The sequence below is a fragment of the Bradyrhizobium sp. AUGA SZCCT0105 genome, from assembly GCF_018129565.1.
Lineage (GTDB): Bacteria > Pseudomonadota > Alphaproteobacteria > Rhizobiales > Xanthobacteraceae > Bradyrhizobium.
The window spans coordinates 569990-593338 of record NZ_JAFCMK010000003.1 but is presented as its reverse complement, the minus strand read 5'-3'; the positions used below and the strand labels follow the sequence as shown (position 1 = coordinate 593338).

Genomic DNA, 23349 nt, shown 5'->3' with positions numbered 1-23349 from the left:
CGAGGTTCTGCCGGCAGGGAAGATGGAATGATATACCTTGCGCGGCGGCCTGCACAGCTCATCTGGCATGCAGAGCTGCCCCTCGCAAGATGAACTGAACCTAGTCGCTTTTTGCTGCCGCGCGCGCCGGCATGATGCGGAAGGCGCGATCCTCCTTGATCCACGCGGCGCGCTCGTCGCGCAGCATGGTGCGGCGAACCTTTCCGGAATCATCGCGCGGCGCGGTGCCGACCCGCTCGAAACTTTCCGGATGTTTGTAGCGGCTGAGCCGGTCCTTCAGGAAGTCGCCCATGCCGTCGGCGATCTTCTGCGCATCGGCGCTGTCGGCGAGTTCGAGGATCGCATGCACGCGCTGGCCGAATTCCGGATCGGGCAATCCGACCACGACGCAGGAGCGCACCTCGGGATGTTCGCTGACCGCGGCCTCGACCTCGGCCGGATAGATGTTGGCGCCGCCGCGCAGCACCATGTCGGCGAGCCGGTCGCCGAGATAGAGATAGCCTTCCTCGTCGAGCCGGCCGATATCGCCGAGCGATTCCCAACCATCAGGTCGGCGCTTCGGCGATGCGCCGAGATAGTGATAGGTGGAGCCGGCGCCGTCATTGGGCAGGAAGTAGATCTCACCGGTCTCGCCCGGCGCGACGTCGTTGCCGTCCTCACCGATGATGCGCAAGCGCGCGGTCTCGCCGATCTTGCCGACCGAGCCCTTGTGCGCCATCCATTCGACGCCCGAGATCACGCAGGCGCCCTGCCGCTCCGTGCCGCCATAGAGCTCCCAGACCCGCTCCGGCCCGAGCCATTCGATCCACTTCTCCTTCAGCCAGGGCGGCATCGGCGCCGCCATATGAAACACGATTTGCAGGCTGGAGACGTCGTAGCGGTTGCGCACCTCCTCGGGCAGCGCCCAGATCCGGTGCATCATGGTCGGCACGAAGTTGACCCATTGCACGCGCTCGCGCGCGATCAGCCGCAGCGTCTCCTCGGCGTCGAACTTCACCATGCCGGTCAGCCGTCCGCCGCCGAACAGCGCCGCGTGCGACAAGATGAACGGCGCGTTGTGATAGAGCGGGCCCGGGTTGAGCACCGACGCATCATGTGGCATGCCGAGCAGCAGCGGTGTCGTGATTTCGATCACTGCGGGGTTGTGATCGAGGATCACCTTCGGCCGCCCGGTCGAGCCGCCGCTCGTCATCGCCTTCCAGTAGCGCGCGACCGGTGCATCGAGCGGCTCCTCGGAAAATCCTTCCGGCACGAATTCCACCGGCAGCGAATTCGGCGCATTCCAGTCGGCCTCGCCGCCGACCACCAGTGACGGTTTCAGGATCGCGAGCACCGCGGCGGCCTCGCCGCGCGGCAGCCGCCATGACAGCGAGGTCGGCGTCGCGCCGCATTTCCACACCGCGAAAGTGGTCTCGAAGAACGCGTTGCTGTTGGGCAGCCCGATCGCGACGAAGTCGCCGGGCTTGACGCCCTTGGCGGCAAACGCGCGCGCCCGCGCATTGGCGCGGCGCTCGAGCTCGAGCCAGGTCAGCGTATCGGCGCCGTGACTGACGGCGATCGCGTCGGCGCGCTTGCGTTCGGCATACCAGCGCGGCACGTCGGCGAGGGGGATCAGCATGGGGCGTTTCCGGAAGACAGAGGCGGCTTGAAGCGCTCTTGTTGCAGGGATGTGGCCAGCGCCACGGCCGCTACTTCACCAACTATGCGGTCCCCGTGTCAAGCCAACGACTGCCCATGCGGCCGGTATCCCGCTGATGGAGTTGCGGAATCCTCGTTCGATAAAAGCCGGGGCAAGATTCCGGTAAAGTTCAAGCGATCGCGCTAAGCCGGACTTTACGGGGCGACGGCATTGTGGCCCCTGCGATTGTGTGCCGGGCGCGTCGATCGACGTGCGCGGCCTCCAATGTTTTTCAAGGACCAATGTCTTCAAGGACGACGACGATGGCGAGCAATGGAGCACGGATCAAAATCAGTCGCGAGCCGCGGCGCCAGCTCAACAATCGTGCGGCGTGGATCACGGTGGATGACGGCGTAACCGAGAATGCCTGTGCTGTGGTCGACATCTCGCCCGGCGGCGCCAAGATCACGACCGAGGTCGAGTTCGACGTGAAGGATCGCCTTGCGCTGACGCTGCTCGCCGATCACGCCAAGCGCTACCCTTGCGAAGTGGTCTGGCGTCGCGGCAAGACCTACGGGCTCAAATTCGTCACCGCCGATGCCGAGCCGGACGAACCGGCCGCCGAGCCGGCCGGCGCGATCTAGCGCTGCGCCTCAGCGCCCCTGCGCGCTGTTGGCATTGCCGGTCGTGTTCGCCGAACCGCCGGGAGCGGCCGGCGCCGCACTGAAATTGCCGCCGGAGGACGGTGCATAGCGCTGACCGCTCTGGGCTGGAAGCGCAGTGCCGCCGACGCCGCCCGACGAAGCGGCGCGATCTCCGGGCCTCGGCGGGGGTGGGGAGCCCCCCGTGCTTTGCGCGAGAAGCTGGGCCGGGGCGAGGGTGAGGCCGGCGGCGAGGATGATGGCGAATTTGTTTCTGAACATGGGGTTAGTCCGGATGGTGCGGTGAGGCTCGCGCGGTGGCGAGGTCCGCCAAGCCGCTCGATTGCGTCTGCAATAACGTAAGCGGTGCTGGTCCCGTTCCCAGAGGCTTCCGCCAAATCGCGAAGCAAATATCCGTGTGGTGGATGCGGGCGCCGCGTCGGCTCCGCTAGCCCCGATAGCGCAGTGCATCGACCAACAGCGCGAACGCCGGCGAGGATTGCCGACGGCTCGGGTAATAGAGGTGATAGCCGGGAAACGGCGCGCACCAGTCGTCGAGCACCTGGACCAGTTGGCCCTTGTCCAATTGCGCCTGCACCTGATCCTCGGCGACATAGGCAAGCCCGAGCCCGGCCAGCGCCGCCTTGATCCGCAGCGCGGTGCTGTTGAACACCAATTGTCCGTCGACGCGGACCTTGATCGGGCGTCCGCGCTTCTCGAATTCCCAGGCATAGATGCCGCCAAAGGTCGGCAAGCGGATGTTGATGCAGGCGTGCTGGGTCAGGTCCTGCGGCCGCTTCGGACGGTCGCGCCGCTTGAAGTAGGACGGCGCCCCGACCACCACCATGCGGAAATCCGGCGCGATCCGCACCGCGATCATGTCCTTCGCCAGCTGCTCGCCGAGGCGAACGCCGGCGTCAAAGCGTTCCGCGACGATGTTGGCAAGCCCGTTGTCGACGGTCAGCTCCACCTTGATGTCGGGATAGCGCGGCAGGAACTTTTCCAGCGCCGGCCACAGGATGGTCTCGGCCGCGTGCTCGCCGGCGTTGATGCGGATGGTGCCGGCCGGCTTCTCGCGCAGTGCGTTGAGCGCGGCAAGTTCGGCCTCGATCTCCTCGAAGCGCGGTCCGACACCTTGCAGCAGCCGCTCGCCGGCCTCGGTCGGCGCGACGCTGCGGGTGGTGCGGGTCAGGAGCCGCACGCCCAGCCGTTCCTCCAGCGCGCGCATGGTGTGGCTGAGCGCCGATTGCGACACGCCGAGCTGCGCCGCCGCGCGGGTGAAGCTGCGCTCGCGCGCCACCGCGAGGAAGGCGATCAGGTCATTGACGTCATGCCGCGGCATTGATGAATCCTGCTCATAAGTCCATCCCGATTTTTACGTCTAATGGGACGCCTGTGCACGTCCTAAATCCCGCAGCGGCAGGTTCCAGTCCTTTGATGCGGAGAGACATCATGCAGAAGCGTAAACTCGGTAACAGCAATCTGGAGGTATCGGCGATCGGCCTGGGCTGCATGGGCCTGAGCTTCGCCTATGGCCCGGCGGTCGAGAAGGCCGCAGGCATCGCGCTGCTGCGCGGCGCCGTCGAGCGCGGCGTCACCTTCTTCGATACCGCGGAGGTCTACGGTCCCTTCGTCAACGAGGAGCTGGTCGGCGAGGCGCTGGCGCCGGTCCGCAACGACGTGGTGATCGCCACTAAGTTCGGCTTCGATATCGGCTCCATGGCCGAGCGCCACCGCTCGCTGAACAGCCGGCCCGAGCACATCAAGGCGGTCGCGGACGCTTCGCTGAAGCGGCTGAACATCGATGTGATTGATCTGTTCTATCAGCATCGGGTCGATCCCGCGGTGCCGATCGAGGATGTCGCCGGTGCCGTGAAGGACCTGATCGCCGCCGGCAAGGTCCGCCATTTCGGCCTGTCGGAGGCCGGCGTGCAGACCATCCGCCGTGCCCACGCGGTGCAGAAGGTCACGGCATTGCAGAGCGAATATTCGCTGTGGGAGCGCGGGCCGGAAGCGGAGATCCTGCCGGTGCTGCAAGAGCTCGGCATCGGCTTCGTGCCGTACAGTCCGCTCGGCCGCGGTTTTCTCACGGGGGCGATCAGCGCGTCGACGACGTTCGCCAGCGACGACTTCCGCAACCTCGTGCCGCGTTTTTCGCCGGAAGCCCGCCGCGCCAATCAGGCGCTGGTCGATCAGCTCGGCCGCATCGCGGCCGGCAAGGGCGCAACGCCGGCCCAGATCGCACTGGCCTGGCTGTTGGCGCAAAAGCCGTGGATCGTGCCGATCCCGGGCACCACGAAGCTCAATCGGCTCGAGGAAAACATCGGCGCCGCGCGGATCGAATTGAGCTCCGCTGATCTCGCCGACATCGGCAAGGCCGTCGCCGCCGTCGAGGTGCAGGGCGCGCGCTATCCGGAGCAATTGCTCGGGATGGTTGGACGCTGAGTCGAGCCACACATTCAGTGTCGTCCCAGGCTTGACCCGGGACCCATAACCACAAATGGCAATTGTTGTGCGACGCTGGGGCCACAGCCCTCTTCAACACCACAACCCTGTGGTTATGGGTCCCTGCTTTCGCAGGGACGACGATTGTGGAAGCAGGCCCCGCCACACACTCGATGTCGTCCTGGCGAAAGCGGAGCGCGAAGGCGTGTGCCACCTAGCGTTCCGTCAGCTTCAGCTCGATGCGGCGGTTGCGCTTGTAGGCGTCTTCGGTCTGCGCGGTGTCGAGCGGCTGGAATTCGGCGAAGCCGGCGGCGACCAGGCGCTGCGCCGGCACGCCGAGCGACACCAGATATTGCACCACCGAGATCGCGCGCGCGGAGGACAACTCCCAGTTCGACTTGAACAGCGGGCTGTTGATCGGCCGCACGTCGGTGTGGCCGTCGACCCGCAGCACCCAGGCGATTTCGGGGGGGATCTGCTTGTCGAGATCGATCAGCGCATTCGCCACGGTGTCGAGCTCGGTCTTGCCTTCAGGCAGCAGCGTTGCCTGGCCGGTATCGAAGAACACTTCGGACTGGAACACGAAGCGGTCGCCGACGATGCGGATATCGGGACGGTTGCCGAGGATGGCGCGTAGCCGGCCGAAGAATTCCGAGCGGTATTTCGACAATTCCTGCACCCGCTGCGCCAGCGCGACGTTGAGGCGCGAGCCGAGATCGGCGATCCGGCTCTGCGATTCCTTGTCGCGCTTCTCGGAGGCGTCGAGCGCCTCCTCGAGCGCCGCGAGCTGGCGGCGCAGCGCGCTGATCTGTTGGTTCAGCACCTCGATCTGCGCCAGCGCGCGCGACGACACGCTCTTCTCGGACTCCAGCGCCTTGTTGAGTTCGTTGGCGCGACCCTGCGCGTCATTGCCGGAATTGGCGAGCCCCTCATAGAGCCCCTTCATGCGGTCGCGCTCGCCCTCGGCAGAGGCGAGGCCGGCGCGCAGCTGCGACACCTGGTCGTCGAGCGTCAGCTTGGAGAGCTTCTCCAGCGACAACAGGTCGTTGAGCTGGGCGATCTTGGCGTTGAGCTGCTCCAGCGCCTTGTCCTTGCCGGTGACCTCCTGCGACAGGAAGAACTGCACGACGAGGAACACCGACAACAGGAACACGATCGACAGCACCAGCGTCGACAGTGCGTCGACAAAGCCTGGCCAGTAGTTGAAGCCGGATTCGCTGCGGCGCGAGCGGGCGAGGGCCATTCGGTTTCCCTTTATCTGTTGCCGTCAGTCCTGCGGCGCGTGGCAGACGGCTTCGATATTGTGACCGTCGGGATCGAGGACGAACGCGCCGTAGTAGTTTGCATGATAGTGCGGTCGAATTCCGGGGCGCCCGTTGTCCCGGCCGCCGGCCTTGATCGCGTCGTCATAGAAGCGATCGACGGTGGCACGATCGTTTGCCGTGAAGGCAATGTGGGCGCCGGTCTGCGGTGTAGCGCGCCGACCGATCCAGAAGAAAGCTTTTGGACGCACGCCATAGCCTGCAAACTCTGCACCCTCGGCATACAGGCGGGTGATGCCGAGAGGACGCAAGGCCGCATCGTAGAAGGTCTTGGACCGCTCGATATCGCTGATGCCGATGGTCACGTGGTCCAGCACGTTGGCCTCCGTGGCTCAGCTCTTTTCGGGCTGGCGGGCGAGGCGCTCGAGCAGCCGCTTGATCTCGCGGTTCTGCTCGCCCTGGCCGTCGGCCCATTCGCGGATCATCTGCTGCTCGGTGCGCATATGTGCAACCAGCCCCTGGATCGCCTCGGCAAGATTGGCCATCGCGGCCGTGGTGCTGCGGCCGCCGCCGCCGGCACCACCTTCCTCGAAGGTCGCACGCAGCCGGTCGATCGCGCCCTGCAGGTCGGCACCGCCGGCGCCGACACCGTCGCCGGAAATGCCGCGCACGGTGGTGGCGAGCCAGTCCTCGAGGTCGGTGTAGAAGCGGTTCTGGGCCTGGCTCGATTGCAGGTCGAGGAAGCCGAGGATCAGCGAGCCGGCGAGGCCGAACAGCGAGGACGAAAACGAGATGCCCATGCCGCCGAGCGGCGCGGCGAGGCCCTCCTTCAGCGTATCGAACAGCGCGCCGGCGTCGCCGCCGACCTTGAGCCCGTCGATCACCTTGCCGACCGAGCCGACCGTCTCGATCAGGCCCCAAAAGGTGCCGAGCAGGCCGAGGAACACCAGCAGGCCGGTCATGTAGCGCGAGATGTCGCGGGCTTCATCCAGGCGGGTTGCGATCGAATCGAGCAGATGCCGCATGGTCTGCTGCGAGATCGACATCCGGCCGGTGCGCTCGCCGCCGAGGATCGCGGCCATTGGGGCAAGCAGGGTCGGGCGGCGCTCGATCGCAAGGCCGGGATCGGCGATGCGGAAATTATTGACCCAGGCAACTTCGGGATAGAGCCGGATCACCTGGCGGAACGCCAGGATGACGCCGATCAGCAGCACGGCGCCGATCAGGGCGTTCAGCCCGGGATTGGCGAAGAAGGCGGTGACGATCTGCTTGTAGAGCACCACTCCGACCAGGCCGCAGAGCACCAGGAACACCAGCATCCGCACCAGGAAGATCCTGGGCGAGGACAGCTTGCTCAGTTCGATCTCCATCTCGGAGCGGGAAGGGGGCATTGCCGGGTCATCCGTTCGCGAAGGCCGCATCTGCCAGCAATATGGCACAGCGGCGGAGTGAGGAAAGCCGAATCCAAGGGCGGATGGCAGAACCTTGGGTTGAGACCGGGCGGAGTGTTGCCGCTTTGCGCAGCATTCCGGCGCTTCGGCGCATCAGCCTGTTCGGGAGGTGCCAATCCCGCGCGCGGGTCGCGAGACGAACTCGGGTTGCACGCATCGCTGGGCGAGGCGCGCCACGATCGGCGATTCGCGCGCCGCGCATTACGACTTTGCAATCTGCGGCATTCCCGCACAGGGAAAAGGCGCGTTCCCGCTCACGCAGTCCTTAACGCATTCCCACAGCCTGCGATGGAACCCGCTCACAATGCAGTGACCTGATAAAACTTGCCGCGAAATCAGAGCGATAGCGTTCTGTGACAATGAGCCGCCAAGAAACGCATTGCGTCGCAGCAACGAGATTTTATTTTCATTGCAGCAACGCGAGCGCTGTCGCCGTGACACCGCCGTTCGTTTGTTCAAACCTCTCAGGGGCAATCATCTCAATGTCTGGACTTCGCGCGCAATCGGCATGCATTGCTCTGATGCTGGCCGTGACGGCGCCACTGCTTGCTGGCTGCGACGAACCGAATTCGGCAACCGCCGCCGTACAAGCACCCGAGCCGGACGTCAGTGTCGTCACTGTGAAGCAGCAGGCGCGCGCGATGGTGCGCGAGCTGCCGGGCCGCATCGCGCCGACCCGCGTCTCCGAGGTGCGCCCGCGCGTCTCGGGCATCGTCGTCAACCGCATGTTCCATCAGGGCAGCGAGGTGAAGGTCGGCGATCCGCTGTACCAGATCGATCCGCGCCCGTTCGAGGTCGAATTGCAGTCGACCGAGGCGGCGCTGGCGCGCGCCAAGGCGGTGCTGGAGCAGACCTCGCTGCAGGCCCGCCGTATCGCCACTCTCACCAACCAGCGCGCGACCTCGGAGGCCGAGAACGAGAAGGCGATCGCCAACCTGAAGCAGGCCGAAGCCGACGTGCAGGGCCGCGAGGCCGACGTCGCGCGTGCCAAGCTCAATCTGGATTACGCCACCATTCGCGCGCCGATCGACGGCATCATCGGTGCTGCGGTCATCAGCGAAGGCGCGCTCGTCGTGCAGAACGACGCCGCGAGCCTTGCGACCATCCAGCAGCTCGATCCGATCTATGCCGACTTCCAGCAGTCGGTCACCGAGATGAACCAGCTGCGTCGCGCCTTCGAGAGCGGCGATCTCGACCGCATCGAGGCCGACGCGATGAAGGTGCGTCTCGTGCTCGACGACGGCTCGATCTATCCGCTGCCGGGCAAGCTGCTGTTCTCCGACGCCAAGGTCGACGCCCATACCGGGCAGGTCACCCTGCGCGGTGAGTTCCCGAATCCGAATCGAGTCCTGCTGCCGGGCATGTATGTCCGCGTGCAGATCGAGCAGGGCATCGACACCGATGCGATCGCCGTGCCGCAGCAGGCGATCCAGCGCAATGGCGGCGGCGGCAGCGAGGTGTTCGTCGTCAAGGACGACAATCATGTCGCGGTGCAGCCGGTGCGCACCGGCTCGCTGCAGGGCGGTTCCTGGTTCGTGACCGAAGGCCTCAAGGCCGGCGACAAGGTCGTCGTCGAGGGTTTCCAGAAATTCGCCGCCGGCGACAAGGTTCGGCCGCTGGCCTGGCGTGACATCGACGCTGCTGCGGCACCGGATTCGCAGCAGACCGCGCACGCGGTGAAGTGATCCGATATGCCCAACTTCTTCATCGACAGGCCGATCTTCGCCTGGGTCGTCGCGCTATTCATCTGTCTGGTCGGCGCGATCTCGATTCCGCTCCTCGCGGTCGCGCAGTACCCGATCATCGCGCCGCCCTCGATCTCGATCTCGACGAGCTATCCCGGCGCGTCGCCTGAAAACCTCTACAACAGCGTCACGCGGCTGATCGAGGAGGAGCTCAACGGCGCCGCCAACATCCTGAACTTCGAATCGACGTCCGACTCGCTCGGCCAGGTCGAGATTATCGCCAATTTCAAGCCGGGCACCGACACCAGCCAGGCCTCGGTCGAGGTGCAGAACCGCCTCAAGCGCGTCGAGGCGCGGTTGCCGCGCGCCGTGATCCAGCAGGGCATCCTGGTCGAGGAGGCCTCGTCCGCCGTGCTGCAGATCATCACGCTGAACTCGACTGACGGCTCGCTGGATGAAGTCGGCCTCGGCGACTTCATGATCCGCAACGTGCTGGGCGAGGTGCGCCGCATTCCGGGCGTCGGCCGCGCTACGCTGTATTCGACCGAGCGGTCCTTGCGCATCTGGATCGATCCGGCCAAGCTGGTCGGCTACGGCCTGTCCGCCGACGACGTCAACAAGGCGATCACGGCGCAGAACGCCCAGGTCGCCTCCGGCAGCATCGGCGCCGAGCCGAGCACCGACACGCAGAAGATCTCCGCGCAGGTCCTGGTGAAGGGCCAGCTCTCCTCGCCCGACGAGTTCGGCGCGATCATCCTGCGCGCCAATCCCGACGGCTCGACGGTCCGCCTGCGCGACGTCGCGCGGATCGAGATCGGCGGCCTCAGCTACCAGTTCAACACCCGCCTCGACGGCAAGCCGACCGCCGGCCTCTCGGTGCTGCTGTCGCCGAAGGGCAATGCGCTGGCGACCGCGAGCGCGGTCGAAGCCAAGATGAAGGAGCTGTCGCGCTTCTTCCCGGCCAATATCTCCTACGAGATTCCCTACAACATCACGCCCGTCGTGAAGGCCTCGATCGAGAAGGTCCTGATGACGCTGGTCGAGGCGGTGGTGCTGGTGTTCATCGTGATGTTCCTGTTCCTGCAGAACATCCGCTACACCATCATTCCGACCATCGTGGTTCCGGTGGCGCTGCTGGGCGCCTGCGCCACGCTGATGATCGCGGGCTTCTCGATCAACATGCTGACCATGTTCGGCATGGTGCTGGCGGTCGGCATCCTGGTCGACGACGCCATCGTCGTGGTCGAGAACGTCGAGCGCATCATGGCCGAAGAGGGCCTGCCGCCGAAGGAAGCCACCAAGAAGGCGATGTCGCAAATCACCGGCGCCATCATCGGCATCACGCTGGTGCTGATGGCGGTGTTCGTGCCGATGGCGTTCTTCCCGGGCTCGGTCGGCATCATCTATCGCCAGTTCTCGGTCACCATGGTGGCGGCGATCGCGTTCTCGGCGCTGCTCGCGCTGTCGCTGACGCCGGCGCTGTGCGCGACCTTGCTCAAGCCGGTCGAGAAAGGTCACGGCCATGCCCGCAAGGGCGTGTTCGGCGCCTTCAATCGCGTGCTCGACCGAAGCCGAGCCGGCTATGTCACCACCGTGCAGGCCGGGCTGAAGCGCACCGGTCGCCTGATGCTGATCTATCTCGTGCTGTTTGCCGGCGTCGCCTATGGCTTCGTGCGGCTGCCCGGTGGCTTCCTGCCGGTCGACGATCAGGGCTTCATCACGACCGACGTGCAGACGCCGTCGGAGTCGTCTTATGCGCGGACCGAAGCTGCGGTCGAGCAGGTCGAGAAGTACCTGAAGAATCGCGCCGGCATCGAGAACGTCACGTTCCTCACCGGCTTCAGCTTCCTCGGCCAGGGCATGAACACTGCACAGGCCTTCATCACGCTGAAGGACTGGTCGGAGCGCGGCGCGAAGGATTCCGCCGCCGCCATCGTTGCCGATATCAACCGCGACCTGTCGTCGACGATCCGCGATGCCAGGATCTCGGCGCTGCAGCCGCCGCCGATCGACAACCTCGGCAATTCCTCGGGCTTCTCGTTCCGCCTGCAGGACCGCGGCCAGAAGGGCTATGCTGCGTTGATCGCGGCGTCCGACCGCCTGATCGCGGAGGCCAATGCCAGTCCTGTGCTGCAGAAGGTCTATGTCGAAGGCCTGCCGCCGGCGCCGCAGGTCAATCTGATGATCGACCGCGAGAAGGCCGGCGCGTTCGGCCTCACCTTCGAGGACATCAACAACACGATCTCGACCAACCTCGGCTCGAACTACATCAACGACTTCCCGAACCGCGGGCGCATGCAGCGCGTCATCGTGCAGGCCGACAAGACCAGCCGCATGAACGCGGACGACATCCTCAATTACAATGTGAAGAACAGCCGCGGCCAGCTGGTGCCGTTCTCGGCCTTCGCCACCATCGAATGGTCGAAGGGGCCCACTCAAATCGCGGGCTTCAACTATTATCCGGCGGTGCGTATCTCCGGCGAGGCGAAGCCCGGCTTCACTTCGGGTGATGCGATCGCGGAGATGGAGCGGCTTGCCGACAAGTTGCCGCGCGGCTTCGGCTATGAGTGGACCGGCCAGTCGTTGCAGGAGAAGCTGTCGGGCTCGCAGGCGCCGTTCCTGCTCGCGCTGTCGGTGCTGGTGGTGTTCCTGCTGCTGGCCGCGCTCTATGAGAGCTGGACTATTCCGCTCGCGGTGCTGCTCACGATCCCGCTCGGCATTCTCGGCGCCGTGGTGGCCGCGACGATGCGCGGGCTGTCGAACGATGTCTACTTCACCGTCGGCCTGATCACCATCATCGGTCTCGCCGCCAAGGACGCGATCCTGATCATCGAGTTCGCCAAGGACCTGCGCGCGCAGGGCAAGCCGCTGGTCGAGGCGACCATCGAGGCGTGCAGCTTGCGCTTCCGCCCGATCCTGATGACCGGTCTCGCCTTCGTTTGCGGCGTGCTGCCGATGTCGATCGCCACCGGCGCCGGCGGCGCCAGCCAGCAGGCGCTCGGCACCTCGGTGATGGGCGGCATGATCGCCGTCGTGATCCTGGCACTGCTCTTGGTGCCGGTGTTCTTCGTCAGCGTGCAGCGCGTGCTGGCGGGAGATCGCGAGAAGGCCCCCGCGAACGCCGAGGTCTATGGCCCGCCCGCGCCGGCCAGGATTGGTCATTGATGTCCGAGATCGGGGGCGCCTTGCTTTCGCAGGCCGGCCAATCCAGATTGCATCTCTGGATTGAACGGGGGGCGTGGAGGCAACCCGGGAATTGAGGGCATGTGATGCGGCCGACCGATATTGCGATCTCGAATTATCGCTCCATTCGGCGGCTCACCATGCCCATTCAGCCGCTGTCGGTCTTCGTCGGCGAGAACGGCGTCGGCAAATCCAATCTCTACAAGTCCCTGTCGCTGCTGCGCGACGCGGCGACCGGCCGGATCACGCGCACCATCGCCGATGAAGGTGGATTGAACTCGGTCGGCTGGTCCGGCATCCGCAGGCGGGGCGAGGATGGACGGCTGCGCCTGGAGGTCAAATTCGATCACGTCAAATACGCGATCGAGCTCGGACATCCCGGCCCGCTCGAGGCGGCATTTCCCGGCGAGCCGATGATCAAGTCCGAACGCATCGAGGCGATCCACGGCAAGCGAAAAGTCCTGATGATGGAGCGGACCAATTCGCACGTGAGTGTCCGCGGCGAGAGCGGCGCCTGGAGCGAGCACAAGGATGCGGTGCTGCCGTCGGAAACCGCGCTCGCGGATTTCCTCGACGGCAGGGCGTGCCCCGAGATCGACCTGATCCGAAGCGCGCTGCAGAGCTGGCGCTTCTACCACGATTTTCGCACCGATCCGGCATCGCCGATCCGAAAGCCGTGTCTGGCGATCACGACGCCGTCGCTGAGCGCCGATGGCAGCGATCTGCCTGCCGCTTTGGCAACGCTCAGCGCGATCAGGCAGGATGCGGTCGACTTGCAGGATGCGATCGAGGATGCGTTCCCGGGCGCCGAGCTCCGGGCATGGGCGGAAAACGGGCGGTGCGAGTTCGAGCTGCAGCAGGCGGACGTGCCACGTCCGTTCAAGGCGCACGAGCTATCCGACGGCACGCTGAAATATATTTGCCTGCTCGCCGTGTTCATGGGCTATCGGCTGCCGCCGTTCATCGCGCTGAACGAACCCGAAACCAGCCTGCATCCATCGCTGCTGGCGCCGTTGGCGAGGCTGATCGCCAAGGCGTCGCGCCGCGCCGACATCTGGATCGTCACCCATTCGGAACATCTGATGGAGGCGCTGCGAACCGAGAGCGCGGTCCCGCTTCGCCGGGTGATCAAGGCAAAGGGCGCCACCACCATCGAGGGCCTGACCCTCGGCGGTGAATTTCGTGACGGCGAAGACGACGAAGATGACGACGACGACGACTAGATTGCGCTGTCGCGTTACTGCCCGAGCGGCTTGAGGATCTTGATCAGCTCGCCGTGCACGAACTCGTTGCCGCAGACGACGTGGCCGGTTTGCAGCGGGTCGTCACTGCCCTGGATGCCGGAGACGGTGCCGCCGGCTTCGCGGACCATCAGCAGGCCCGCTGCGACGTCCCAGGATTGCAGATTGCGTTCCCAATAGCCGTCGAGGCGGCCGGCGGCGACGAAGGCGAGGTCGAGCGAGGCGGCGCCGAAGCGGCGGAAGCCTGCGACCTTGCTCTGCAACGCTGCCATCTCCTGCAGCGCCAGCTGGTGATTGCCGCGGCCGATATGCGGCAGGCCGCAGGCGACCACGCATTCGTTGAGCTGGCGGCGGCCGGCGACGCGCAGCCGCTGGTCGTTGAGGAACGCGCCCTTGCCGCGCTCGGCGATGTAGAGCTCGTCATTGGCGGGATTGTAGATCACGCCGGCGATGATCGTGTCTTCGCGCTGAAGCCCGATCGAGATCGCGAATTGCGGGATGCCGTGCAGGAAGTTGGTGGTGCCGTCCAAGGGATCGACGATCCAGGTGTGGCTCTTGTCGCCACCTTCGCGCTTGCCGCCTTCCTCGCCGAGGAACCCGTAACCGGGCCGGGCCTTTTCGAGGTCGGTGTAGAGCATCTCCTCGGCGCGCTTGTCGGCGAGCGAGACGAAGTTCGCCGGCCCCTTCAGCGACACCTGGAGGTGTTCGATCTCGCCGAGGTCGCGCTTGAGGCTGCGGCCGGCGCGGCGCGCGGCCTTGACCATGACATTGATGAGGGCGGAGTAGAGCATGATGAACGGTTTCTTTGCGATTGTGCTGGAGGGCCGGCCCAAACGTGGTCCCGTCATCCTGAGGAGCGGGGAACGCGCGTCTCGAAGGATGAACGGCCACCAGCCGGGCCGTTCATCCTTCGAGGCTCGCTCCGCTCGCACCTCAGGATGACGGGGCGGGAGGGGAACTGCCTTGGATTGCCGGACTGGGTGCCCTCTGGAGGCCGCCCCGTCAAGGCGTCATTTGACGTTGTTTCCGATCCATTTTCGCGCGGCTGCTTCGCCCTTGGCGCGGTCTTCCTGGCTCATATCGGCGAGGATGTCGTCGAGATCGGGGTCGCCCTTGCCGGCCGTCTTGGCGACCGTGTGCCATTTCAGCGCCTCGACCTTGTCCACCGGGGCGCCGGCGCCGGTCGCCAGCACGTGGGCGAGGCGGTTTTGCGCGATCGCGCTGTTCTGCCGGGCCGCCTTGCGCAGCATCGCCACTGCCGCCGGCACGTTCCGCGGCGTGCCGGCCCCGTTGTAGAGCGCGATGGCATATTCGACCTCGGCATCGACATTGTCGGCCAGCGACGCGGCCTGCAGCAGCCGGGCCGCCTTTTCGAGGTCCTTCGGCACGCCGGTGCCTTCCTTGTAGAAGGTCGCGAGCGCGTATTGCGCCTCGGGGCTGCCGGCGTCCGCGGCCATCCGCAACAGTTCGGCGGAGCGCTTGAGGTCCTGCGGCAGGGTCTGGCCGTCGAGATAGAGCAGCGCGAGGTTATAGGCCGCCTTCGGCTCGCCGAGCTTGGCCGACGAGGCCAGCAGCTTGACCGCGGAATCCTTGTCCACCGTGCCGCCACGGCCCGCGATCCGCATCATCGCGAGCGCGAACATCGCCTCACGATCGCCGGCATCGGATGCGCGCTTGTACCAATCGTCCGCCTTGACGTAGTCGCGCTTGACGCCGAGCCCGTTGGCATAGAGCTCGCCCAGCATCGTCATTGCCTTGGCATCGTTGCTGTTCTGCGCGCGCACCATCGCCAGATCGAATGCGGTCTTGTACATGCCGCGCTGATAGGCGCCGTAGACGAGATCGACATTGGGATCATCAGGCGTCGGGGTCGGCGAGGGCGTCGGGGTGGCCGTTGGTGTGGCGGCGGGCTTCGGCGCGGGCTTCTTCGCGGCGGGCGCATGCACCTTCGGCTTCTCTTTCGGCGCCTCCTTCTTCGCGGGCGGCGGCGTCTGTGCCGGCGGCGTGATCGAGAGCTGCGCCATCGCACCGCTCGCCAGCATCATGCAGCCGAGCGCAACACCTATCGGACGCAGGCGGTTCATTCCGGCGTCATCCCTCGGCCTTGGCCTGGCCCAACGTGCCGGCATGCGCCTCTGCAATCGCTGCGCCGATCTCGGCGAGTGCCGCCTTGGCGCCGCGCGGATCGGACCAGAGGAGGTCTCCGACCAGCACGAAATCCGCGCCGGCCGCGGCGAATGCCTCGGCTTCCTCGCGCGAGGTCGCAAAGCCGACGCAGGGCGGCTCGAACAATTCGTCCCACCATTCCAGCCGCTCGGCGATCGCCTCAAGCGAGGGCCGCTGTCCGTTGGCGTCGGGCTCGCCGAACAGCACATAATCGGCACCGGCTTCGCCCGCGGCCATGGAATCGTGGCGCGTCGCGAGCCCGCCGACGCCTGCGATGCGGTCGGGTTTCAGCGAGGGCATCGCCTCTTCCATCGCGGCGACGCCGGTCAGATGCGCGCCGTCGGCGCCGGCGCGGGCCACGATGTCGGGATGGCCGTCGATCAGCAGTGCCGCGCCCGCGTTCTGGATCGCAGGCGCCAGCGCCTTGATGGTGGAGATCATGCTGCGCGGATCGGTCTCGCGTAGCCGCACCAAGACGGCCGCGACGTCGGCCGCTGCGAGCAGGTCGGCAAGCTCGGCCGCTAGCCGCGCGGGCTCGTCGACCGGCGGGGTTGCCAGGTAGAGGCGCGGCGCCGGCCGCGGCGGAACGGGCTTGGTCGCCAACTATGCCGCCTGTTTCTCGAGGCCGGCTTCCCAATTGCCGGTGCTCGCGAGCCCGTTCATCCGGGCGCGATGCGAGAACGCGCGCTGGCCCGCCGGGACGTTGTCGGGCTTGCCGGACCACGCCTTTTGCGGCGCCGCCTGCAGCGCACGGCCATAGGAGAAGGTCAGCCGCCAGGGCAGGTGGCCGATCTTGTTCATGGCGTCGAGATGCGCGGTCGCCTCCTCGTCGCTCTGTCCGCCGGAGAGGAAAGCGATGCCCGGCACCGCGGCCGGCACGCAACTCTTGAGCAGGCGGATGGTCTTCTCGGCGACTTCCTGCACCGACGCCTGCTTCGGGCATTTCTTGCCCGAGATCGCCATGTTGGGCTTCAGGATCATGCCTTCCAGCGCGACGCGCTGCACCCGCAATTCCTGGAAGGTGCGGTTCAGCACGCGCTGCGTCACCTCATAGCAGCGGTCGATGTCGTGATCGCCGTCCATCAGCACCTCAGGCTCGACGATCGGGACGATCTGCGCGGCCTGGCACAGCGCCGCGTAGCGCGCCAGCGCGTGCGCATTGACGCGGACTGCGGTCTGGGTCGGGATTCGCGGCCCGATATCGATCACGGCGCGCCATTTCGCAAAGCGCGCACCGCGCTCGTAATATTTCTTCAAGCGCTCGGCGAGCTTGTCGAGACCGACGGTGACGAGTTCGCCCGGGCAGTTCGGCAGCGCCTGGGTGCCTTCATCGACCTTGATGCCAGGGATTGCGCCGGCCTGTTCGATCAGCTTGACCAGCGGCGTACCATCCTTGGCATTCTGCCAGATCGTCTCGTCGTAGAGGATGACGCCGGAGATGTACTTGCTCATCGCATCCTGCGAGCGGAACAGCATCTCGCGGTAGTCGCGGCGACTGTCTTCGGTCGAATCGACCTTGATGGCGTCGAAACGCTTCTTGATGGTGCCGGAGGATTCGTCGGCGGCGAGGATGCCCTTGCCCGGGGTGACCATGGCGAGTGCAATTTTGTTGAGGTCAGCGAGGTTCATCGGGGGCGTCCTCCGGAGCCATTGCCTTTGCAAACCAAAATAGGCGGTTCTCGGGCAAATGCCTAGAAAACGTTCGTCGCGGCCGATGTTTGTCGCAGCCGGCGATCAAGCTCCGGGACACCGTTTCCAACTGCGTCAGAGCCGGTGTCCCGCCTTAATGATTCAGGCGAGAAGTTGTCAGGCGATCTCTCAGGCGACCTTGTCAGGCGACTTTGGGATCGAGCGCGCCCGAAGCGTAGCGCTTGGCCATTTCCGCCGTGGTCAGCACCTTCTTGATCTTGCTGGCCTGGCCCGCGGTATTGAACTCCTGCAGGCGCTGCTTGCACAGCTTGGTCATCGCCTCCATCGCGGGCTTCAGGTACTTGCGCGGATCGAACTCTTCCGGATTGTCCTTCAGCACCTTGCGGATCTGGCCGGTCATCGCCATCCGGTTGTCGGTGTCGATGTTGATCTTGCGCACGCCGTTCTTGATGCCGCGCTGAATCTCGGCGACCGGCACGCCCCAGGTCGGCTTCATCTCGCCGCCATTGGCGTTGATGATCTCCTGCAGCTCCTGCGGCACCGACGAGGAGCCGTGCATCACGAGATGCGTGTTCGGCAGCTTGCGATGGATTTCCTCGATCACGTTCATGGCGAGGATGTCGCCGTCGGGCTTGCGGGTGAACTTGTAGGCGCCGTGCGAGGTGCCCATCGCGATCGCCAGCGCGTCGACCTTGGTTTCCTTGACGAACTTCACGGCCTCGTCGGGATTGGTCAGCAGCTGGTCATGCGACAGCTTGCCCTCGGCGCCGTGGCCGTCTTCCTTGTCGCCCATGCCGGTCTCGAGTGAGCCGAGCACGCCGAGCTCGCCCTCCACCGAGATGCCGCCGAGATGGGCCATGCCGGTCACGGTCCTCGTGACGCCGACATTGTAGTCCCAGTCGCCGGGGGTCTTGCCGTCGGCCTTCAGCGAGCCGTCCATCATGACGGAGGTGAAGCCGGCCTGGATCGCGGTCATGCAGGTGGCGGGCTCGTTGCCGTGGTCGAGATGCACGCAGACCGGGATCTGCGGGTAGATCTCGGTGACGGCGTCCATCATGTGCTTGAGCATGACGTCGTTGGCGTAGGACCGCGCGCCGCGCGAGGCCTGGATGATGACGGGTGCGTCGACCTCGGAGGCCGCGGCCATGATCGCCAGCGCCTGCTCCATGTTGTTGATGTTGAAGGCAGGTACGCCGTAATCATGCTCGGCCGCGTGATCGAGCAGTTGCCGCAATGTTATGCGAGCCATTCCATTTCTCCCTGTAATGCGCGTTCGCGGATTGACCTAAATCAACGGTTTTTCAAAACTTCGACGCCCGGCAGCGGCTTGCCTTCCATCCATTCAAGAAACGCGCCGCCCGCGGTCGAGACGTAGGAAAAATCACCGGCGACGCCCGCCTGGTTGAGCGCCGCGACGGTATCGCCGCCGCCGGCGACCGAGACCAGCTTTTTGGCCCGGGTGCGCTCGGCGGCATGCTTGGCCGACACCACGGTGCCGCGGTCGAACGGCGTCAATTCGAAGGCGCCGAGCGGTCCGTTCCAGACCAGCGTCGCGGCGTCGTCGATCGCGGCATGGATGCGCGCGATCGATTGCGGGCCGACGTCCAGGATCATGCCGTCGGCCGGGATCGCGTCGAGGCCATAGGCATGCGACGGCGCGTTGGCGGCGAACTGGTTGGCGACGACCGCGTCAACGGGCAGGATGATCGCGCAATTGGCCGCATTGGCCTTCTCCATGATCCGCAGCGCGGTCGCGGCGAGGTCCTTTTCGGCGAGCGACTTGCCGACGGCGATGCCCTGCGCGTGCAGGAAGGTGTTGGCCATGCCGCCGCCGATCACCAGCGCATCGACCTTGCTCACGAGGTTTTCCAATAGATCGATCTTGGTCGAGACCTTGGCGCCGCCGATGATCGCGATCACGGGCTTGGTCGGGGCTTCCAGCGCCTTGCCGAGTGCGTCGAGCTCGGCCTGCATGGTGCGGCCGGCATAGGCTGGCAGCTTGTGGCCGAGGCCTTCGGTCGAGGCGTGGGCGCGGTGTGCGGCGGAAAAGGCGTCGTTGACCCAGATGTCGCCGAGCTTGGCGAGTTCAGCGACGAAGCCCGCGTCGTTCTTTTCCTCTTCCTTGTGGAAGCGGGTGTTCTCCAGGCAGAGGATGTCGCCGTCGTTGAGGGCCGCAACCGCCTTGGCCGCGGGCTCGCCGATGCAATCCTCGGCGAAGGCGACCGGGCGCTTGATTACCTTCGACAGCGCCTCGGCGACCGGCTTCAGCGACTCCTTGGGATCGCGGCCCTTGGGCCGGCCGAAATGGGCGAGCAGGATCACCTTGCCGCCCTTGTCGGAGATCTCGGTGATGGTGGGAGCAACGCGCTCGAGCCGGGTGGCGTCGGTGACGCGGCCGCCTTCCATGGGAACGTTGAGGTCGACGCGCAGCAGCACGCGCTTGCCCTTCACGTTGACGTCGTCGAGGGTGCGGAACGATTTGGTCATGGGCGTTTCCTGTGCGGCCGGACACAGCCGTCCAGTGGACGGCGTCGCTTTCGCTTGCCGATGTCGCGGCCGTTGAGGTCGCGAATGCGGGGGCAAACACGCAGATGCCCGGCGCTCGGCCGGGCATCACGAACAGTCGAATTTAGATCAGCTTGCCGATCGCAACGGCGGTGTCCGCCATGCGGTTCGAGAAGCCCCACTCATTGTCGTACCAGGCCATCACGCGCACCAGCGTGCCGTTCTGCACCTTGGTCTGGTCCATGTGGAAGGTGGCCGAGTGCGGATCGTGGTTGAAGTCGATCGAGACGTTCGGCGCGGTGGTGAAGCCGAGGATGCCCTTGAGTTGCTGCTCGGAGGCGCGCTTCATCGCCTCGTTGATTTCCTTGGCGTCGGTGGCACGCTTGGCGACGATCTTCAGATCGATCACCGAGACGTTCGGGGTCGGCACGCGGATCGAGACGCCGTCGAGCTTGCCCTTCAGTTCCGGCAGCACCAGGCCGATAGCTTTCGCGGCACCGGTCGAGGTCGGGATCATCGACATCGCCGCGGCGCGACCGCGATAGAGATCCTTGTGCAGGGTGTCGAGCGTCGGCTGGTCGCCGGTATAGGCGTGGATCGTGGTCATGAAGCCGGTCTCGATGCCGACCGTCTCGTTCAACACCTTGGCAACCGGCGCGAGGCAGTTGGTGGTGCAGGAGCCGTTGGAGACGACGAGCTGATCCTTGTTCAGCGTGTCGTGGTTGACGCCGTAGACGATGGTGGCGTCAGCGCCATCGGCCGGGGCCGAGACCAGCACGCGCTTGGCGCCGGCGGTGAGGTGCGCAGAGGCCTTGTCCTTGGCGGTGAAGATGCCGGTGCATTCCAGCGCGATGTCGACGCCGAGGGCCTTCCACGGCAGCTTGGAGGGATCGCGCTCGGCCGAGACCTTGATCTTGTTGTCGCCGACGCTGATCGAGTCGCCGTCGACGGTCACGGTGCCCGGGAAGCGGCCGTGCACGGAATCGAAGCGCAGCAGGTGCGCGTTGGTCTCGACCGGGCCGAGGTCGTTGATACCGACCACCTCGATGTCCTTGCGGCCGGACTCGGCGATGGCGCGCAACACATTGCGGCCGATACGCCCAAACCCGTTGATCGCGACGCGGATTGCCATGCTGTGTCTCCTCTAAAAGCTGCTGCCGGCCCCGCGGGAGGTGTCCCACGAGGGTTTTACGGCGGAACGCCCGGTTCAGCCGGACGCGAGCGGAAAAGATGGAGCTTTGGTAATCCTTTTTCGCGGCAAGCTCAACCTTTGACCGGCGGTCTCAGGCCAGCGTCAGACGCGCTTCAGGGCAGCGTTAACGACGGCCTCCGCAGTAATGCCGAAATGCGGGAAAAGGTCCTTCGCCGGGGCACTGGCGCCGAAACCGTGCATGCCGACGAATTCGCCGTCGCGGCCGATCACGGCATCCCAGCCCCAGCGCACCGCGGCCTCGATCGCGATCTTGACCGGGGCGTTGCCGATCACGGCATTTTGCCGCTCGGCGGGCTGCGCCAGCAGCAATTCCAGCGACGGGACCGAGACCACCCGCGTCGCGATGCCGCGCCCGGCGAGCTGCTTCTGCGCCTCGACCGCGATCTGGACCTCGGAACCGGAGGCGAACAATGACACTTTTGCGTCACCCTGCGCCGAGACCAGCTCGTAGGCGCCGTGGCTGCACGGATTGTCGTTCGGCGCCGTGGTGCGGAGCTGCGGCAGGTTCTGGCGGGTCAGCGCCAGCACGGTCGGCCCGTCGATCCGGTTGAGCGCCAGTTCCCAGCACTCGGCGGTCTCGACCGCGTCGCAGGGACGGAACACGCGCATGTTGGGCATCGCGCGCAGCGCGGAGAGATGCTCGACCGGCTGGTGCGTCGGGCCGTCCTCGCCGAGGCCGATCGAATCGTGGGTCATCACATAGACCACGCCAGTGCCCATCAGCGCCGACAGCCGCATCGCACCGCGCGCATAGTCGGTGAACACCAGGAAGGTGGCGCCGTTCGGCGCGAAGCCGCCATGCAGGAAGATGCCGTTGAGGCACGCCGCCATGCCGTGCTCGCGGATGCCGTAATGGATGAAGCGGCCCTTCGGGGTCTTGGCGGCGAACCCCACTGCCGACTTCGCCTTGTTGTTGTTGGAGCCGGTGAGGTCGGCGGAGCCGGCCACGAATTCCATCGGCATCGCGGCGGCGATCACTTCGATCGCGGCTTCCGACGACTTGCGGGTCGCGACGTTGAGCGGATTTTCCAGCAGGCCCTTCTTGAAGGCGCGCAGCCCCTTGGCGAGCGATTGCGGCCGTTCGTGACGCAGGCGGCGCTCGAACTCGGCGCGCTTGCGGTTGCCGAGCTGCGCGAACTGCTCGTCCCACGCCTTGTGCTCGGCGGCGCCGCGGGCGCCCGCCTCACGCCAGGCCTTCAGCACGTCGTCGGGCACCGAGAACGGCTCGAGCGAGATGCCGAGCTTCTCCTTGGCGCCCTTGAGCTCGGCGGCGCCGAGCGCCTCGCCATGCGCCTTGGCGGTGCCGGCCCTGGTCGGTGCGCCGAAGCCGATCGTGGTCTTGCAGGCGATCATCGAAGGCTTGCTGGATTTCTGCGCACGGGTGATCGCAGCGGCGATCGCCTGCGGATCATGGCCATCGATCAATTCGGCGGCCCAGCCGGCGGACTTGAAGCGCTTCACCTGGTCGACGGAATCGGAGATCGAGGTCGGGCCGTCGATCGAGATGCCGTTGTCGTCGTACAGCACGATCATCTTGTTGAGGCGCCAGTGGCCGGCCAGCGCGATCGCCTCCTGCGAGATGCCTTCCATCAGGTCGCCGTCGGAGGCGAGCACATAGGTGTGGTGGTTGACGATCTTCTTGCCGAACTCTGCGGCGAGCATCTTCTCGGCGAGCGCCATGCCGACTGCGGTGGCAATGCCCTGGCCGAGCGGGCCGGTGGTGGTCTCGATGCCTTTGGTGTGGAAGTTCTCCGGGTGTCCCGGCGTCAGCGATCCGAGCTGGCGGAAATGCTTGAGCTGGTCGAGCGTCATGTCCTTGTTGCCGGTCAGGTACAGCAACGCATAGAGCAGCATCGAGCCGTGGCCGGCCGACAGCACGAAGCGGTCGCGATCGGGCCACGCCGTGTCGCCGGCATCGAATTTCAGGAATTTGGTGAACAGGACGGTCGCGATGTCGGCGGCGCCCATCGGCAGGCCGGGATGGCCGGAATTCGCCTTCTCGACGGCGTCCATGGCAAGGCCACGGATCGCATTGGCCATACGGGTGTGATCGACCTGCGTCATGATGAAAAGTCCGCCTGGAATGAGGAGCTGAATGCTGGACGCATCGGGGCGGGCAGCCGCGATACGCGCGTGGATGGCCTTACGGGTTGGAGGGTGGATTAGCACCTCAATTCCGCAAGTCCAAGGCGATGAAACGCCCCAAAACGGGGAAAAGTTGCTCAAAATGGCCCAATTTCATTGAACGGTGCATAGTTTGGCGCCGCCGTTGCACTCGGCTCGCTTGCC

The 23349-nt window shown here is 65.7% G+C and carries 19 protein-coding genes; 5 read left to right on the top strand and 14 right to left on the bottom strand.

Annotated elements, in window-relative coordinates; translation table 11 throughout:
- Positions 1–100: 100 nt before the first annotated feature.
- Positions 101–1618, bottom strand: a complete 1518-nt coding sequence (locus tag JQ573_RS18695) for an AMP-binding protein (RefSeq protein WP_212314037.1) — start codon at positions 1616–1618, stop codon at positions 101–103.
- 323 nt (positions 1619–1941) lie between these two features.
- Between JQ573_RS18695 and JQ573_RS18690 the strand changes: the two genes are divergently transcribed.
- The gene (locus JQ573_RS18690; RefSeq protein ID WP_212314035.1) at positions 1942–2262 is read left to right on the top strand and encodes a PilZ domain-containing protein; all 321 of its coding nucleotides are present in this window, start codon (positions 1942–1944) and stop codon (positions 2260–2262) included.
- A gap of 9 nt (positions 2263–2271) precedes the next feature.
- Here the strand turns inward: JQ573_RS18690 and JQ573_RS18685 are convergent, their stop codons facing one another.
- Together JQ573_RS18685 and JQ573_RS18680 are read right to left on the bottom strand one after the other, a co-directional pair.
- Complete coding sequence (locus JQ573_RS18685) at positions 2272–2541, bottom strand: hypothetical protein (protein ID WP_212314032.1); 270 nt, start codon at positions 2539–2541, stop codon at positions 2272–2274.
- Positions 2542–2707: 166 nt separating this feature from the next.
- Positions 2708–3601: a LysR family transcriptional regulator gene (locus JQ573_RS18680; protein ID WP_212314030.1), complete on the bottom strand. Its 894-nt coding sequence runs from the start codon at positions 3599–3601 to the stop codon at positions 2708–2710.
- Between the two features lie 110 nt (positions 3602–3711).
- Here JQ573_RS18680 and JQ573_RS18675 point away from each other — a divergent pair, with 110 nt between their 5' ends.
- Complete coding sequence (locus tag JQ573_RS18675; protein ID WP_212314028.1) at positions 3712–4704, top strand: aldo/keto reductase; 993 nt, start codon at positions 3712–3714, stop codon at positions 4702–4704.
- Between the two features lie 214 nt (positions 4705–4918).
- Here JQ573_RS18675 and JQ573_RS18670 read toward each other — a convergent pair whose 3' ends face one another.
- The 3 genes from JQ573_RS18670 to JQ573_RS18660 are packed head-to-tail and all read right to left on the bottom strand — an operon-like array spanning position 4919 to position 7357.
- Positions 4919–5947 (bottom strand): peptidoglycan -binding protein, encoded by a 1029-nt coding sequence (locus JQ573_RS18670; protein ID WP_212314026.1) that lies wholly within the window; start codon positions 5945–5947, stop codon positions 4919–4921.
- Between the two features lie 24 nt (positions 5948–5971).
- Positions 5972–6343, bottom strand: a complete 372-nt coding sequence (locus JQ573_RS18665) for a VOC family protein (RefSeq protein WP_092123618.1) — start codon at positions 6341–6343, stop codon at positions 5972–5974.
- A 15-nt stretch (positions 6344–6358) separates the two neighbouring features.
- Positions 6359–7357: a flagellar motor protein MotA gene (locus tag JQ573_RS18660; protein ID WP_212314024.1), complete on the bottom strand. Its 999-nt coding sequence runs from the start codon at positions 7355–7357 to the stop codon at positions 6359–6361.
- A gap of 542 nt (positions 7358–7899) precedes the next feature.
- Here JQ573_RS18660 and JQ573_RS18655 point away from each other — a divergent pair.
- From JQ573_RS18655 to JQ573_RS18645, 3 genes are all read left to right on the top strand, one after another.
- Complete coding sequence (locus JQ573_RS18655) at positions 7900–9102, top strand: efflux RND transporter periplasmic adaptor subunit (RefSeq protein ID WP_212314022.1); 1203 nt, start codon at positions 7900–7902, stop codon at positions 9100–9102.
- Positions 9103–9108: 6 nt separating this feature from the next.
- A complete protein-coding gene (locus JQ573_RS18650) occupies positions 9109–12267 on the top strand; it encodes a multidrug efflux RND transporter permease subunit (RefSeq protein WP_212314020.1) in 3159 nt (1052 codons plus the stop codon).
- Positions 12268–12371: 104 nt separating this feature from the next.
- Positions 12372–13508, top strand: coding sequence for an AAA family ATPase (locus tag JQ573_RS18645; RefSeq protein WP_212314018.1), 1137 nt, complete (start codon positions 12372–12374; stop codon positions 13506–13508).
- A 14-nt stretch (positions 13509–13522) separates the two neighbouring features.
- Here the strand turns inward: JQ573_RS18645 and JQ573_RS18640 are convergent, their stop codons facing one another.
- The 8 genes from JQ573_RS18640 to tkt form a co-directional block, all read right to left on the bottom strand.
- On the bottom strand, positions 13523–14317 hold the full coding sequence (locus tag JQ573_RS18640) for an inositol monophosphatase family protein (RefSeq protein ID WP_212314016.1): 795 nt from the start codon (positions 14315–14317) through the stop codon (positions 13523–13525).
- A gap of 219 nt (positions 14318–14536) precedes the next feature.
- The gene (locus tag JQ573_RS18635; protein ID WP_212314014.1) at positions 14537–15610 is read right to left on the bottom strand and encodes a tetratricopeptide repeat protein; all 1074 of its coding nucleotides are present in this window, start codon (positions 15608–15610) and stop codon (positions 14537–14539) included.
- A gap of 7 nt (positions 15611–15617) precedes the next feature.
- Complete coding sequence (locus tag JQ573_RS18630; protein ID WP_212314012.1) at positions 15618–16295, bottom strand: thiamine phosphate synthase; 678 nt, start codon at positions 16293–16295, stop codon at positions 15618–15620.
- The gene (locus JQ573_RS18625; RefSeq protein WP_212314003.1) at positions 16296–17321 is read right to left on the bottom strand and encodes a class I fructose-bisphosphate aldolase; all 1026 of its coding nucleotides are present in this window, start codon (positions 17319–17321) and stop codon (positions 16296–16298) included.
- 202 nt (positions 17322–17523) lie between these two features.
- Positions 17524–18591 (bottom strand): class II fructose-bisphosphate aldolase, encoded by a 1068-nt coding sequence (fba, locus tag JQ573_RS18620; RefSeq protein ID WP_212314001.1) that lies wholly within the window; start codon positions 18589–18591, stop codon positions 17524–17526.
- Positions 18592–18632: 41 nt separating this feature from the next.
- Positions 18633–19829: a phosphoglycerate kinase gene (locus JQ573_RS18615; RefSeq protein ID WP_212313999.1), complete on the bottom strand. Its 1197-nt coding sequence runs from the start codon at positions 19827–19829 to the stop codon at positions 18633–18635.
- Positions 19830–19971: 142 nt separating this feature from the next.
- Positions 19972–20979, bottom strand: coding sequence for a type I glyceraldehyde-3-phosphate dehydrogenase (gap, locus tag JQ573_RS18610; RefSeq protein WP_173638784.1), 1008 nt, complete (start codon positions 20977–20979; stop codon positions 19972–19974).
- 162 nt (positions 20980–21141) lie between these two features.
- On the bottom strand, positions 21142–23124 hold the full coding sequence (gene tkt / locus JQ573_RS18605; protein ID WP_212313997.1) for a transketolase: 1983 nt from the start codon (positions 23122–23124) through the stop codon (positions 21142–21144).
- Between the last annotated feature and the right edge of the window lie 225 nt (positions 23125–23349).